Annotated in this window: 8 protein-coding genes; 1 reads left to right on the top strand and 7 read right to left on the bottom strand. The window is 42.6% G+C overall.

What is annotated here, in order from left to right:
- Positions 1-2: 2 nt before the first annotated feature.
- The 7 genes from F0919_RS15630 to F0919_RS15600 all read right to left on the bottom strand — a co-directional run bounded on the left by F0919_RS15630 (position 3) and on the right by F0919_RS15600 (position 13,283).
- A complete protein-coding gene (locus F0919_RS15630; RefSeq protein WP_150033729.1) occupies positions 3-734 on the bottom strand; it encodes a hypothetical protein in 732 nt (243 codons plus the stop codon).
- A gap of 14 nt (positions 735-748) precedes the next feature.
- Positions 749-6,853 (bottom strand): hypothetical protein, encoded by a 6,105-nt coding sequence (locus tag F0919_RS15625; protein ID WP_150033728.1) that lies wholly within the window; start codon positions 6,851-6,853, stop codon positions 749-751.
- 48 nt (positions 6,854-6,901) lie between these two features.
- Positions 6,902-7,462 carry a hypothetical protein gene (locus tag F0919_RS15620; RefSeq protein WP_150033727.1) on the bottom strand — a complete coding sequence of 187 codons (561 nt, stop codon included), beginning with the start codon at positions 7,460-7,462 and terminating at the stop codon, positions 6,902-6,904.
- Positions 7,446-7,961: an OmpH family outer membrane protein gene (locus F0919_RS15615; RefSeq protein WP_150033726.1), complete on the bottom strand. Its 516-nt coding sequence runs from the start codon at positions 7,959-7,961 to the stop codon at positions 7,446-7,448. The genes F0919_RS15620 and F0919_RS15615 overlap by 17 nt, the downstream gene beginning before the upstream one ends.
- Before the next feature lie 6 nt (positions 7,962-7,967).
- Positions 7,968-9,098 carry a hypothetical protein gene (locus F0919_RS15610; RefSeq protein WP_150033725.1) on the bottom strand — a complete coding sequence of 377 codons (1,131 nt, stop codon included), beginning with the start codon at positions 9,096-9,098 and terminating at the stop codon, positions 7,968-7,970.
- Between the two features lie 47 nt (positions 9,099-9,145).
- On the bottom strand, positions 9,146-12,046 hold the full coding sequence (locus F0919_RS15605; protein WP_150033724.1) for a hypothetical protein: 2,901 nt from the start codon (positions 12,044-12,046) through the stop codon (positions 9,146-9,148).
- Between the two features lie 808 nt (positions 12,047-12,854).
- Positions 12,855-13,283: a hypothetical protein gene (locus F0919_RS15600; protein ID WP_150033723.1), complete on the bottom strand. Its 429-nt coding sequence runs from the start codon at positions 13,281-13,283 to the stop codon at positions 12,855-12,857.
- A gap of 411 nt (positions 13,284-13,694) precedes the next feature.
- Between F0919_RS15600 and F0919_RS15595 the strand changes: the two genes are divergently transcribed.
- Positions 13,695-15,839 carry a T9SS type B sorting domain-containing protein gene (locus F0919_RS15595; RefSeq protein WP_150033722.1) on the top strand — a complete coding sequence of 715 codons (2,145 nt, stop codon included), beginning with the start codon at positions 13,695-13,697 and terminating at the stop codon, positions 15,837-15,839.
- The last annotated feature ends 253 nt before the right edge of the window (positions 15,840-16,092 follow it).

Raw genomic sequence — 16,092 nt, 5'->3', positions numbered from 1 at the left:
GTTTATAGTACAGAATAGACTTTGTAATTTTTGTATTGGGTCAAGACAGGCTTGCCTTTCACTATCGCAAAAAACTGATGTTCATCAAATACAGATGCAGGGACTGCCGTTTTGTAATTATCGCATATTGTTTCGGTAACCGTCTTCCTTCCGGAAGCGTCAGGCGGGCTTTCTGTACGCATATAAATACTTTCCGGCAAAAAGGTACCTTCATCATAAACGATGATGACCTGCTTGATATAGGGCAATCCTGCAATAGCAAGTGTACAGGTAACTTTGGTCCCTTTCTTATCGGAGGATAGCATCTTTCCATGCGTGAGCAAAACCGAGTCCACAAAGGCAGTGGAAAGATCAAATTTGAAAAGAGACTGCAATTCGGGCAATATGCCCTTGTTCCTTTTATTATACGCATCCAGTTTAAAAACCTGTGCTGTCTTATTAATATGGCTGGCTTTATATACCCAGGTCTTATTGAGCAGGACTGATTCTCCTTCATTGACATAGGAAAGGCATTTATTGCCTTTGTCCATATAAATCTTTGTCGTAGCCTCTTGCTTTTGCCCATTGGAATAGGTGGCTTTTGTATGGTTCTCAAAACTGTATGTCTTTAAGCCTTTGAGTCTTTCGAATACAGGCTTAAGTTCTGTTATTGAATGCTGTTGTGCATAGACAGCAGAGAACAACAAACAATTTACCAAAGCCGAAAGGATGTACCTATATGTTTTTCTGCGCATCTTGAATTGTTTTATCAGTTATGGTACTTGACATTAGCACTGCGGGATTCCATCACAGTAATGACACCCTTTTCTGTTTCCTTTTTGGTACGTACCAGGTTGCCTTCCTGATCATACTCATAAAAGGTTGCAAAGTTGTTTTCGTCAAGAGTCGCTATAAGCTTCTGGTTGACCGGATGATATACAAAGGATTTCATATTTGCATCCAGTGGGTAAACCCTTATATCATCAATATAGCTATTGCCAGGCAATACTAAATTGTAGTTTGAGCCGGTGGCCGTTATTACGCTTTCAGCTTGTTGCCAGCCTTCTATAATTTTCGATTTCCATTGCATGCCGGATGGCAGGGTGTAACCATTTGCTGTAGAAGATGCATTGGTTGGCCTTATCCAATAAGAAATAACATAGCGCTTTCCTGTCTCCATGTTGAAAGTGGAATACCTGGCTTGCCCCGTCGGCTGGCTCGAAGTAACGGGCATGGAAAGTGTTAAGTTCCCTGAAGTACGAATAGAATACTTGCCGGTATGTGCCATATCTGCGGCCAGGTTATATGTGGTATTGCCTATGATCTTATATTGTTTATACTGACTGTTGCCGGTAAGTGTCGCCAGATCAAAATAACCGCTAAAAGGGGAAAAATTAAAACCAACAAGATTACTTACTACCTGCAGCAGGCGATAATCTTCAAAACCGTCAAACATAACTTCATGTTGCTTTGCATTCTGAGCAAGTACTACGGGCAACTGTTGATTATAACCATACATTGCACTTGTATAATTGCCTATTGCATCTTTGTTCTCGAGCTCCATGCCCCAAGGACTGTATTTAGTGACAGTCCTGGCCAATACCCATCCCGGATCTATCGACAGATTCGCAACGAGATAGGAATTCAGGTTCGGATTTGGATTGACACCATCGTAAATATGATGATGAGCGATTACACACTGAATTGCATTTGCCCTTACAAGTAAATTGAGAGGATTTTTCAGTTGCTCCTCGTTAAAAGCAAAGCAATCTACATGTTCATAGCAGTACCATTCATCGTGGAGATGTTCATCGTTTCCTGTGCTGTTTTGCCAAAATGTATTGGCCGAGAATAAACCGGATGAACGGGCAGAGGGGTTGTCATATATTCTGGGTGCCAGAAAAGCATATTCCTTTGCTACGCGCCTGATCTGTCGTGTTCCATTTACGAATTCATTAAGTGAATCCCATGTGGTGGGATTGATAACGGAGTCGTATTTTGGTAGAATAGCCGTCAAAGTATCGGAATATTCTTTTGCAGATATATTGATCAGCCTTGTCAGATTATTTTTCATCAGGTTGCTACCATCAAAAGGCCGGTCCAATCCTGTATAGTTTTGCATGGATTCAGTCAACTGGTTTTTATAACCGGAACGGATAACTTTTATGCTTACACTCGTCAGGGTACCGTTACCGCTTACAGTTTCATTTGGCCAGGCACTTGACTGATACTTGTACCGTGGTTTTATTATGGGATGCGGAAACTCGGATGTGCTCGCAGTATGATAATGTGTCACTGTATCTTTTACGTTATACTGAATTTCACCTACACCCGGGTTACTGTTTATAGAATCCCAGAATGGGTGACAATCCTTATCAATAGGATTAACGTCGTACTTAAATCCTGTTACCCAGACATTGTTTGTATAATAATGCCCGCCATAGACATATGTTATCAGCAACTCGTCACCAACCTGATAATTTTTATAAGTACCGGCTGTTGGCAATTCGCCTGTATAATTACTGACCTCTACCTGATGGAAATTCTCTATATAACCTGTATTCTTATAAGAAGGTCCCATAGATTTATAGCCCCAGTAAGCAGGATAGTTAACAGAATATTCCTGATCCTTATATTCATTATTAACTGAAGTAATTACAGCCTGTCCTGTGACCGGATCAAATGCTTCATTCTTTACTGTTGTAAGCGCTCCCTCTTCAGAGCTTATCACCTCTTTTAATATGCCGTATTGCTGGACCACCTTTGTCGCAACCACAGAACGGAATTCGTTTTTCATATTGAAATCAGTAGACAACGGCGGTATCGGGAAAGGCAGGAACGGAATAGGAAAAGGCCCTACCAACGATATGTTTACATTTATATAAAAGGTACTTGATATTGTTTCTTCTTTCTTTTCTCTTGTATCTATCGTCAAATCAGCCTCAAGCCCGACCGTTTTAGTCTGCAGCTTCATCTTCTGACTGACGGGATCGTATGCAACTACCGGAACGTCATTGCTCAGGTGGCCACTACTGGTGAAGTAGTTGTATTGCTTGTAGCTAACCAATTCCGATTGGCCGGGAGATGCTGCTGATGGTTTTATTATTCTATGCTCCGTACGCTTTGGTTTACCATGCATATCGTTGAAGGTGAGCGTATAACCCTGTGATGCTTCAAAAATTCTTTTTTGGCTAAAGAATCCGTAATCATTTGCATCCGTCAATTTATTAAGGGGCGTAGATTGTACCTGAATCGGGAAATCTTTTGCCGTATAAAAATCATAGATATCCTCTCCCTGTGAAGAGCGGCCCTCCTGTTGGTGTATGCTTTTAACCGTTACCCTTGAATATCCTACACTCGCACCCGGATAAAGGCTTTCGCCGACAGGATATTCCTGATAAAGACCAACGGGATCATGTGGCGGGAAGCCTCCGCCCGACTGTACTACATAGTCAAGCGGCGCCCGGAAAGGATTTTCGTCGCCTCCGATCTGAGGCTCGTAACTTGCAACACCACTGCTGATTGTGCCATAGCTTCCCTGATCTTCTGTTGTATAATCATAAGTCTTGCCATAAGATGCATCCTTTGTATTGCCACCTGCCATGTCTTTCCAGTGATCCCAGAATTCAATTCTTTTTACTCGCTGCCCCCCGCCTTTCTTTTTCATTCCGGGGCTATTTAACCTTATATAAGATGTATTTAGCTTGATATCTTTTGCCTTGCCTTCTTCTGTCATTCTTTTAACAGGGTTCTTTGCCACACTCAGTAATTCACCAAAGGCATATTGGATACCTGCAATTACGTTCAGTATGCCGCTTGCCTCGGGGTCGCTGCCCGGAAATATGATATGAGGGAGGTAATACCTTCCAAAATTGATAGCGGTATAGGAAATATGGTTTAAGGATGCTCCCCCACCTACAATAGATACAGGAGCAAGTTTAATATATCCATGTATTCCGTCGCTGCAAGGTTGAACATCTTCTACGCCGGCATAGCCTTTTATAGGTTCATAGGAATTATTTACCAATCTGGTTTCTGCGTTATAATAGATAAGATTTCCGTTGAGATAGTTAGAAGCAAAGCTTAGTCCTGCTTTTTCACTGCTTAATCTTCTTGTAAAATATAGATAAAGGTTAGGATTATTTTTATCCTGATAGAGCTGATTGCCACTTGAGTAATTGGGAGAATTACCTATACCTGCAATTTTAAACATCTCCATTGCAGGCTTATCCATTACATAGGCGTAATCGTCTGCTTCATACTGCAGCCCAATAGTACCGCCTGATGGTAAAGTGATCTTATTCAATGACCATGCACTTGCATATTCATCCAGATGTGTATCATTTTGATTTACGTAAGGATATTCCCAGTTAGGCATCCCCTCATTAGGCTTATAGGCACCCCACCTGTCTTTATTTGCGACCGCATAATTTTTATTGGTTGCATATTCAAACTGGTATGGGCTGATCATGCTTCTGTCTGAATTACCGTAACGTACAAATATCTTTTTAAGTGTCAGTTTGCCTTTTACAAGGGTATCTGCTGCGCTGTTACCGGCATCGTCCAAGCTGGTGCCATTAAGTATATTCAGGTTATTGGGAACGCCTTTACATAGACTGTAATCATACCTGAAGATAACAGTCTTGATAGGAATAGCACTGCCTTGATTAATAAACCGATCATGTTTGTTATAAAGCTTTATAGAGTCAAGTTTATAAGACTGGTCGGTATTTTTATCCACGCCTCTTGCATCAAGACGGGAAGATGTATAAAATTCCGCTACAAAATTTTTGGTTTCCACGCTGTGCAGCATCCACTGTTCTCTTGTGCCTTTTAAATAATTAGCTTTATTATCCTGATTATCAGATTTAAAGCCTGTATTAAATTGAGCTTTATTTTCCCCATACGGCGCTTTCCATCCAAAAGAGGAATTTTTAAGGGTATAATTGAACTTAGTGAACGTGCCGAAGTCATCATCTGTAGGCCCATCGCCCTTTACATCTACATAATCTGTTGAAAGGACGGAAGTAAGCAGGTAGCTATGTGCAAATGCCGGAGTAGTGGTTTTACTAAAATAATTATCTCTCCCGCTTGTGTTACCTGCACTTGCTTCAGTACCTGTATAGTTAACTGTGCCATCATTATTATCGCTGCCGTTTACAGCCATTGTTACTTCTTCCTGGCTTGTATTCATTGCCGGAATTCCATAGATATATTTACGGCCATCGGTCTGTACCTGAACTATCTCTGAAATCTGTGAAGCAGTCCTGCCATTGCTTGTTCTGTCAATTTCTGTTTTGGTAATATCGGAGCCGCTTTGAAACCCGTCACTGCTTCCATAACTCACAATCTTTCGAGAAGAGGCTACTCCCTGAAGACCGGCTTCATCAGCTGTGAAATAATAGATCAGATTGCCTCTCGGATCCCGCATGTTTTCAGAGTTCGGCTTTTTGAATGGAACATTAACCGTTGCCGCACCATCGGTAGGACCGAGTCCTTGTATAGCAGAAATTAAGCCGGGATTAGTTTCCGTGATTTCCCCGGCTTGTTTGAAATAGGAATTCTGGTACAAACTACCACCAAAATTGTGGCTGAAGGGATGTTTGAATTTATCCCAGGGCCCTGACTGCATATTAGTATTGCCGTTACTAACATTGAAGCCCAGCTCAAAAAGGTTACCTATGCCTGCTTCTATTTCCATGCTGAAATCGGAAGACTCACTTGTTACGACAGGATCGCCGACACTTCCAAAATCATTACGAAAAGGCCTGAAGGAGCCACCTGTTCCCTGCCCGCTCACGCCATAAATATCATAGGTCATATTGCCCAAAGGAAGCAACTTCATTGTTTCATTAAACATGCCGTCCTTATCCCGTGTAAAGTCCATGATGGAAGTGTCAGTTGCATTTTCAGCATAGAGATATCCATAGCCGGGGCGACTTCCATTCGTGTTGTAATGCAATTTGCTGACCATACCGAATGCAGACCCATATACATAGCCACCATAAAGTTCCGCGCCTATTTTCAACCTTCCCCTGTACATATTCATTTTTGATGAGTTGGTTATGACAGGAACTATGTTTTTCACACCTATAGGAATGGTAGCACTAAAATTTTTCGAATAGCTGCCGTAGCCATTTGTTGTCACAGAAGCAGAGATGCCAAGGTTGATATCTTTCAGGCCGGTACGAGTGCTGTAACCTGTTCCGAAATTAAACCCCAGTCCACCTGCTATATCGCCACCTATAATCTTTGAAGTGCTGAATTGCAAGCCTGCGTATACATCCACATCTGCACCGTTTTGTGAACCGACTCCAAGGTTGACGCCTGCAGAAGCCATACCCATTATATTAACCCCACAATTAAGGCCGATATCAGCACTTACGCCACGGTAATTACTAAAATTTACTGATACATCCGCACCTGCCGACAGACCAAAATCTTCGCCGAATGTTTCATATTTTGCTCCCAAACCGACTCTCAGGTTTTTTTCATCCTTTATATTCAAGGTCTTTCCTACTGTTTCGCCGTTCATGTCATCCGGCAAGCCTCTTACAGTACGGTTTACAACACCGGGGTTGATATTCCAGCCAAGGCCCACCCAGCTTGCCTCCTGTTCCATTTCCACACCGCCGTGGTAAGATATGTTTATGGGATAGCCTTCCACATCCATCAGCGGTATGTTGTAGACAAAATCGCCGGAAAACATATCTACCATATCCGTAGTCCCCACAGGCTCAAAGCTCTGGACCTCGGGCTGGCTCGGGCCTGAGGTAAGGGCAAATGTTTGCGTAGCAGGAACAATGAGTTGAATAAGCATTGTAAACAGCATTACTTTTGCTGTGAACCTGATGACTCTTTTGTTGTATAACATACGGTAGGATTTGTGCTTTTAATACAATTTATTTTTATGGTATGCAGGTCAGAAATCTTCTTTCTTTATAACTGTTTTAATAATGCCGTTCTTAAATACCCTGTCGTAATAGGATAGCCGCAGGTCTTCCTTAGGGACTTCTACGGCACCCGGCAGCTTAAAGCCGACGACCATTGTTTCATAGGGTGTCAGGTTCTGGTTGTTTTCAAACCAGTAGCTGTTAACGGTAAGGCTGTCTCTGCCATAAAGCAGGTACATGTCATTAGGCGCCTTATTGAGGTAGTAGTCCTGCCTTGCCGTGTATTCATCCAGCCCGCTTATCTGATAGCGCAAGGGCGACTGTCCGAAGCCTTCCACCTGAAAAGAAATATTGAACCATACCATGCCTTTTAACTGGCTGAGCCTTTCAGCTGCATTGCCGGAATCAAGGTGCTCGGAAGCCACGATGTAATCAGCAGGCTTATACTGGATAGTATAATGCATGTTGCCGACACTTATCTCCTTTCTTAACCCGTTGCTCTTATCTTCTGCATATTTAACCGGATCCCGCTTTTGGGAACAGGCTGCAAGCAGGCAGAGCGGTAAAATCAATTTAATTGCCTTGTTCATATTTTTTGTTTACAAAATCAATTACCTCTTTTGTCCTGTCGTAATAGTCATCGTTATATAAAACGGAGCCCATCCCGTTGGCGCCGATTATCAGCCTGAACCCGTTCTCTTTCCCATATTCGTCTATCATGGGGTTAAGCCGCTTCCATACTTCTTCGTTGATGCCCTGGTTTGTCTGCTGATAGGTCTGTTCCAGTTGCTCCTGGGCACTTCTGAACTGCACATACAACTTTTCGAGCTCCGCTTTCGGAAAGTCCTTTACCTTGCTTTTGGCAGCGAGGTCGCTTTTGAGGCTGTCGGCCTGGCGTCCCAGGGCGGATAGCAGGCCCCCGGATTGTGACTCAAGCTCCTGCTTCATCTTAAAGGAATTGAAAAGCTTTATGGCATCGACCACCGCAATCTTTTTATTTATCCGTTGGTTGTTTATCAATATAAAAGCTACTGTAATGCCGCATATCGCAATGGTTATAAGTATTTGCTTCAGGTCAGTTCTGGTCATGTGCTGTTATTTTCGGATGAGTTCAGGGTTAACGTATTTAAAGGATATTTTGTAAATCCTTCCGGTTTGCGATGTTATTGTAAGCGTATATTGTTGCAGGTGCTTCAGCGGCTGTTCTTCATGGAAGTTCAGGATGAACCTGTTGTCGCCATATTTTGCATCCAGGATGGAAAGGCCTTTATTCATTTTTACAGTTTTGCCCTCATTATCCAAAAGGCCTATCTGAAGGGTATCTGTTTTTAAGTCTTTCAGGTCATATTTCAATTTGAGCAAGCCGGGTGCATACATGGTATAGATGCCTTGTTCCCTTTGTACATCCACATATGACGGGTTTGTATTGATTGCCGCCAGCAGGCTATCTTCTATGATGGTAAACTTCCAGGTTTCGGCACCGCCGAGCAGGATGCCTTTGTAATAGGCATCCACCGTCCAGGCATAGGGCTGGTTGAGTTGCAGGGGCTTGGCATAGACGGGGTATACCTGGCTCATCTGCATCAGGTTCTTCTCGTCATATACAGGGTTGTTGCGGTTGATGGCAACTGTTGTGTTCTGGCCTTCCTTGATTTCCGCAACCCTGAGCCTGTATTTAAGCTCTGAGGCAAAGGGATAGTTGACCGTCCAGCTCAGCATCGGGTTGTATTCATAAATCTTTGCATCGTTATCCGGGTCTATTAAGTTTATGAGGAAGATGTCCTCCGATTTGTGGTACACGCATTCATTGTATTTTTCACTGGTAGATTCGCCGCTGCTGAAGTTCGGCGTCACCTCCACGCAGTATTCATAGATGCCCTGCGGAAGTACCTTGTACTGTTCAAACAGCTCCCTTAGTGCAGGCTCGGAATAAACCATAGCCGGCCTGATGCCTGCCGTGGAAAGGTTGTTTATGCCGGGCTGCAGGTTGCATTCAAACCTGTAGGAGATGCGCATGGTGGAATTGCGGTAACGGATGGTACCTGTAACCAGTGCGTGGGTAGCCTTGGTCAGGCCGGATTGTACCTGATAGTTAAGCAGGTTGTCGGGCGTGACTGCAATGCCGTCCAGGAATGCCATGTTCACGAACAGCCCGTTTTGTGCATATGCTGCCGCCGAACCCAACAGCAGTACTATCGAAACAATAAACCCGGTAATGCGTTTCATATCGTCAATGGTTTTGTTTTTTTATTTAATCCCCTCATTCAATTTTATCAATCGGTATAGAGTTTTTCCTTTATCCTCCAGCTGAGCTCTATGCCGCCGGATACCAGCTGCTGCCTGCTTGTCGTTTCTGCCATCCGGAAATTGCTGTACCTGAAATTGCCACGTATTGTAAGAGGCAGCTTCTTAAAGGCATAGCCGCTACTGACAAAACAACCGTACTTGCTGATGCCCGGCCCTGCCTTCGTAATATCTATGCCTCCTGTAAGTTGTATGCTTTCCCCGACCATGCCGCCGAGCGAAGCATTGGCAAACCAACTGTTGTTATATATGGGATATGCCGTTTCATAGCTGCCGGCATCGATATTGGAATGCCCGATGTTCACCATCAGCATTGTTGTCTTTTTACTGAGCATGGTGCTGAGCTGTGCGGTGGAGCTCTTGTATTGTATCGTATCGTCCGTGCTGCTGTTGCGGCTATAGATAAGCGTAAAGCGAATGGCCCTGTCCTGTCTTTTTATCTGATAATTTGCCTTGCCGGTCCATACCTCGCCTGAGATAGGTTTCTGCGCAATGTTTAGGGTGTCGTTGAAGCTCCTGAAGGTGGAGAAGGGTTTGTAGGACAAGGCAACCGATGGGTAGCGCCTGGAATGTGTTGCAATGTCAAAGCCCCATTTGGAGTTGCTGCCTTTGCTGTAAAAGCTCTTTTGGATAAGGTAATTATATTCTGCGCCAAGGGTAAGGAAGTTCCTGAAAAAGTCACCTTTCGTTTTTATAAAAAGCCGGTCGGTGCCTGCCAGCAGGACAGGCAATGTATTGTTCTCAAATGCTTTGCCTGCATGTTCGTAGCCGGACTCAATCTCGATGTCTGTTTGGGGTATCATTGCAGCTGCCTTGAAGTTGTAAGCTGATTTGTCCATGAACATTACCTGTTCCTTTGCTTCATCCGACTGGCCCGGTTTATCTGAAAAGGCATATTCGCCGCTAAGGGTAACATTGTCACCGATTTCGCCTTTGTAGGTGGCAGACAGGATGCTGACAGGGTTGCGGAAGCTGGGCATCGAAACATCCACGTCTTTAAAGAAACCATCACCGCCGCTACCGCCGCCAAGGAGGCTCTTGCCGGGGCTGTAACCATAATACACAAAACCGAAGGTCTGCTTCACAACGGGCTTGAACTCAATCCTGCCGCTGTAAGCTTTATAGCCTTCCACATTGCCGTTACGGTCAATGTACTCCATCTTGCCGTAACTGCCGCCAACGGTGGCAAAGCCGATGTCATAGCTCATGTCGAGGCCCTTCATCATCTGCCCGGACATGGTATAGTCAGAGACGTATTTGGGGAACATGCCGGCATCGAAGTTGACAAGGCCGGTTACCATGCCTTTGGTCTTGCTTTCGGGCAGCAGCGATGCAGCTTTCTTTGCCATGTCTTTGCAGGACATGTTTTCATAATTCTTCAGGTCTTTTATCTTGCCATAGGCCATGGCCGAATCATAGAAATTGGACTTTTTATATTGTTCTAAAAGAGCCTTGTATTTATCTATTTTTTGCTGCAGCTCCAGCAGCTTCTGATATTGTTCCTTTGCCTTTTCGTACTTTTCTTCCGCCTGTTGTTTTGCAGCCAGCGCCTTGTCCTTTTTATCGTTAAGGTTATTTGCTATTGCTGAAGTGTCTGCTTTGTTTTTCAGCGAATCTGTCAGCTTTTGTCCCTGCTGTTCCGCCCTTTCGGTTACGATTTGTTGCAATCTTTCTTCGCTGAGGCCTGAAAGGCCGTTTTCGTCGATACCGTACTGTTTCGTGAAGTTTGCAAGCGACCTGTCTTTTTCCTGTTGGAGCTTGGCTACGAACTGGCCATAAATAAGGTCATAGCCCGAGCCTTTTGTCAGGGCCTGCGAATATTTATTGTTGAAGCCGGATATAAGCTTCAGCATCTGTTCCCTGGCTTTTTCCGCATCGTAGCGGAAGTGAATATAGCTTGCCTTTGCCTGCCGGTGCATATCCTGTGTGGTGTAGAAGCCCGATACCTGTACCGGGATATCAAAAAGAGGCAGCTCCACATCTGCCCTGCCTTCGTAATAGTTGTTGGAAAGGCCTGAATTGGGCTCCTGGCCGTTGGCAAAATTACCTGACAGGGAGATGTCGGCAACAAGTTCCGTATTTTCCTTGCTTGTATTTTGCATGTCCCTGAACCGGGAAAGCAGGGAATGGTAATCGGACAGTGCATCCTTGCCGGTTGCGTCGAGGTTGTTTCTTAGGGCGTCGCTGCTTTGTGCATACTGACCGGTGGTCATATCCGAAGGCAGCTCCTTGCGGCCCAGGTACCAGCTGCCGTAATATAAATCCAGCAATTCTTTCCCTGCTTCGCTTCTCCTGCTGCAGGCAATGCCTTTCTTTTGGTAGTAGCGTTCCAGCACGGCGCTTTTGCTGTCCAGCACTTTCGATACTTTTATGGAGCCGTTGCCAAGTATCCTGCCGATGCCGCCATCGAGCCTGGTGTATTCTGTAATCAAGGTGTCGCTTGAAAGTAAAATCCTTTCGGTGTAGTCTTTTCCGGCATCTGTATTTTTAACTTGAATGATACAGGCGTAATTGCCGGCAGGCATCCTTTCAATGGATTTGAAGGCACCGAGCCAGTCTTCTCTGATATTGGCCTTTACGCGGCGGTCTTTAAATGGGACGGTCAGCCTATTAGCACCTCTTCCGGCTTCAAAGTCGGTACCGCTTACCGAATAAAGGAGGATGCTGTCATTTGTGGCTTTCAGCTCATAGAGCTTTAAGCTGATGCTTACTTTCGTGGCTCCTGCAGACATAAAGTAAACATCCTCAAATAAATTACCGCTCTCTATATAAACAGCGTCGCAGTGGAGAAGGGAAAAAAAACTATCGGGAGGATTTTGTCCATATGCGCTTCCCTCATTGCCTGAAAAGACAATTATTAACAGCAGCATATGTATAAATGCTCCTCTCAAGGTGGTGGTTTGGTGGTTGGTGATCGGGTTAAATTATTCCCTAACGAATATAAGTTAGAACTTATATTTTTTAACACACTATCTTGAGAACGTATGGATCTTTCTTGTTAACGTATTTTTAAGATGGAAAATCCCCTATCGCAGGACTATATATAATATAAAAGTGCAAACTAAAACCAAATTTTTATCAGGTGTTGATTTATAACAGAAAGAGCGGCTACCTTTCTGAAAAATAAATTTATGTTTGGTTGTGGAAAATGTTTATTACCTATAAAGGCGATAAAAAGCAAACAGCAGGTACAGGATTTTTCAAATTTCAGGTGAATTAGCAGGGTTAACTAATTTAACAATTTGAAAAACAAAAAACATTAATGGTAGAAGACCGTATTATATAAGTTTAGACCTTAAAGAAATTTTAAGTTAAGATACCGGACAATAATATACTTTTACATCACTGCTATATATAATAAAATGTGGGTGCTATTCTTAGCACCCTTTTTATAATTACATGTCACCCGAATCTTCAATAATTAAAACACATTTGACTTGTATTAATATAAAAGAGGAAACAGCATCAATTTGTGAGAGAAAACTCTATTGGGAAAATGTGAGAACCGGTACGACTCTATTCCGGAAAATAAAAGCAATTCATAACCAGGCACCTGGCTACCAATTTTAAATGCCTATTAATAGCTCTTATTATTATTTCAATTATCAAATGCGCAGCCGTGGGTGCGCATTTGATAATTTTGTTTTTAGAAGTTGTTGTGCGACTAACGTACCGGAATTATTTCAAGTCATCTTTGCTGAATATAATTGCGGGCATTAGCTTTCCTCTAACTTTAATGTTGAACAGTTTTGAAGGAAAATTCGTGTCTAAAGTTATATTTTCAGGAGTCTGTAAGGCCTTTATAAAATTACTGCTCTCACTGCTGAAATATGATTTTGATTCATGACCTTGAATATGTTCTTTATTTGAACCCAAAGTGAACTTTAGATCTTTATCTGTTTTTGTAACAAGGACTTCGTTATTCATGTTCTTTATCAAATCGAAGGAAGTTGTTACAATATCATTTGAAACTATCAATAGCGTTTCCATGTCTTTATATGTAGCAAAATATAGGCCTTCACGATGTAAGTCTTCGGATATTTCATCCAGCCGAACTTTGACATCAGGAAGCTCCCTGTTCTTTAATGTATCTACAATAGCATCCATTGTTAATTCAGATTTTTACACCCGGCACTTACCTGATGGTGTCTTTGAAACAAATTGACATTAAATAATGCAACATTTCTATTAACAACAAATCCTTTTCTTTGTTGGATAATTTCAAATAAAAATTACTGTATTGTGTTGTTTGCAAACTTTAAAGGGGGTATCAATTTAAAGACTGTTGATATCACTTCCGTATCGAGAAACTTGTTTCTGCATTGAGCAAAAGCAGAAGATTACATTTTTACCGCCTCAAACTTTTCAATATAACTTCACTACAGGAACTGTATTGATATTTAAATTTGATTAATTTTTTTATTTTTACTACAAACTCCGACTTAAAACATCTTTCTAATAAGTACAAAAAGCAAAAGGAATCTGCCGATGTTTTTAGTGTCATAATGTTTGATTACCATGAAAAAAAATCTACTCCTTTTTCTTTTATCTATGCTGCTTTGCGTTGCCTCGTTTTACCATTTGTATGCGCAGGAACAGGCAAGTCAGCATACCCGCTATGCAGGAAAAAATTTCTGGATTACCATGCAAGACTACAGTGCATTTAATGAGTTTTATCTATCCTCCATATATAATGCCACGTTAACATTTACCTATACTTTTAACAACACCATTCATACCGTAAATGTGCCTCCTGATACTATTATAAAAATCACTATACCTATTTCGGAAATACAATTGGCTATGACTTCTGCATTTGAAACTGTGCAAAACAGAAGTCTTCATATTGTTTCTGATTCAGATATAGTTGTACAGTACGCCGGTTGGGGCTCAATGGAGGACGATGGTGGGTTGATTTATCCCTCGGACAGGCAGAAATATGGCGATGTTTATTTCCTTAACGGCCTTCCCTATCTTTCATTCGGTCAAGGGAGCGTCGGCAATACGGGCAACTTCAGTATAGTTGCTACTTGCGACAATGTTATGCTGGAGATAACCCCTTCTAAGAACCTGACTGGCCATCCCGCAGGAGTGCCCTTTAATGTAATGTTGAATAAGGGCCAAACCTATGCCATAGGCAACGCTGCAAACAACCCATTAAAAGACTTAAGCGGCACTAAGATAGAAGTTAAAAATGCCTCCTGCTGCAACCCGATCAATGTATTCAATACCGGCGCCTGCGGTTTTTCTTATTGGCCATATACCGCTTCCTTTAGCGACTATCCGGCATGTGACTTTTTCTTCGACCAAATACTACCGGTGTCATCCTGGGATACAAGCTATTACGTTCTTCCTTATAGTAACAACCCCTTTACTATCATTAAGATAGTTTCGTCAGGCAATAACAATATGGTCACCTTGAACGGAGCGGGCATTGCTACACTTAGTGAGGGTGGTACACTTGATACTATTATCCGTGAACCGGTACATATAGCATCGTCGCTCCCGGTAAGCATCTCCCAACACATGATTGCACAAAAACAATCCTACACACAGGTGGTTGTTTACCCGAATATAGGCCCTGTGGATTCGCTTTCTGATCCTAATTCTGCAATGGTTATCAGCATGCGTGATGGCATACGCGAAGCCTGGTTTCAAACAGTTGGAAACACTTCCGGATTACTTGCCCAATATTTTTACTTACAAAAGCAAGTTATCGCCATAGTAAGTAAAATCGATAATTTACCTAGCATATTACTTAACAATAGTAGCATCGCTTCGCAGTTTCTACCTTTTCCCGCCAATCCAGATTATGCGTATGCTTATATAACACCCGATACTGGCATCATATACCATCTGACGTCGTCCGATAAAATAGTAGCTAACTATTATGCTGGGGCATATCATGGCTCTATCGATTTTGCGCTGGGTGATGTAAACCCTTATTTGTTTTTTGATGAAGTGCCTACAGATACAATAAAAGTTTGTGCAATGGATAGAGAGATACTTGATGCAGGTCCGGGACTCAGCCATGAATGGTCAACGGGGCAGACTTCCGAAGAGATCAACGTTACCGATACCGGGTTATACTCAGTATTGACGTTTCAAGATGATGACTGTATAGGCAAATTAAAAAAATTCCTGATCAAGTCTACTCCGAGTTATCTTGTCCCTATGACTCTGGGTGCCGACACCAGTATTTGCGAAGAGCATACAATCGTACTACACGGGCAAGGACCTTTTACTGTTTGGTCTACCGGCGAGACAACCGATAGTATCATCGTACAGGAACCGGGTATTTATTGGGCTACGTTGCAGGACACCTGCACACTTGAGATTACTTCTGATACTATTGTAATAAACGAAATTTCTTGTTTGGACCGATATTGCAATTTTAATTTACCTAATGCTTTTTCGCCTAATAATGACGGACTCAATGACTTGCTGCTTCCGGTATATTTTGGGCAGATAGATAATTACAGCCTCAATATTTATAATCGGTTAGGGCAAAGGGTATTTAGCACTGCACAACCGGATGAAGGCTGGGATGGTAATTTCAAGGGGCAACCGTCCGATTTGGGTGTGTACTTTTACAACTGCGTTTTTTATTGCCCTTTGTATGGCAATGTACACCTGAAGGGCGATGTGTCGCTACTGAGATAAGGCAGTTTGCAATTGCTCAAATCGGGATTAAGGATTGGATTTTCAGTAAATCAACCGTTTCTTTTAATAAAGAAAAAAATATTACGATACCGGCAAAAATGGCGTTAAGGATTATGATAGGTTATACAATCTAAACCAAAGCGGCAGTTTTAATAAAATTCATCAGGACTGACAATGCTCTTTAAGTCGCCTTAAAGGCTCGTGATTGGGACAAAGTAGCATCCATTTACAACGGCGTTGCGTACAAGGTTTG

Source organism: Taibaiella lutea (assembly GCF_008629695.1).
Taxonomy (GTDB): Bacteria; Bacteroidota; Bacteroidia; order Chitinophagales; family Chitinophagaceae; genus Taibaiella; species Taibaiella lutea.
Note: the sequence above shows the minus strand (reverse complement) of the source record. Positions and strands in the feature narration are given on the sequence as shown.

Bases quoted from the DNA above. Each gene is read 5' to 3' on its own strand.
- F0919_RS15595 (WP_150033722.1), top strand. From the start codon at position 13,695: ATGAAAAAAAATCTACTCCTTTTTCTTTTATCTATGCTGCTTTGCGTT.
- F0919_RS15610 (WP_150033725.1), bottom strand. From the start codon at position 9,098: ATGAAACGCATTACCGGGTTTATTGTTTCGATAGTACTGCTGTTGGGT.
- F0919_RS15600 (WP_150033723.1), bottom strand. From the start codon at position 13,283: ATGGATGCTATTGTAGATACATTAAAGAACAGGGAGCTTCCTGATGTC.
- F0919_RS15630 (WP_150033729.1), bottom strand. From the start codon at position 734: ATGCGCAGAAAAACATATAGGTACATCCTTTCGGCTTTGGTAAATTGT.
- F0919_RS15615 (WP_150033726.1), bottom strand. From the start codon at position 7,961: ATGACCAGAACTGACCTGAAGCAAATACTTATAACCATTGCGATATGC.
- F0919_RS15605 (WP_150033724.1), bottom strand. From the start codon at position 12,046: ATGCTGCTGTTAATAATTGTCTTTTCAGGCAATGAGGGAAGCGCATAT.
- F0919_RS15620 (WP_150033727.1), bottom strand. From the start codon at position 7,462: ATGAACAAGGCAATTAAATTGATTTTACCGCTCTGCCTGCTTGCAGCC.
- F0919_RS15625 (WP_150033728.1), bottom strand. From the start codon at position 6,853: ATGTTATACAACAAAAGAGTCATCAGGTTCACAGCAAAAGTAATGCTG.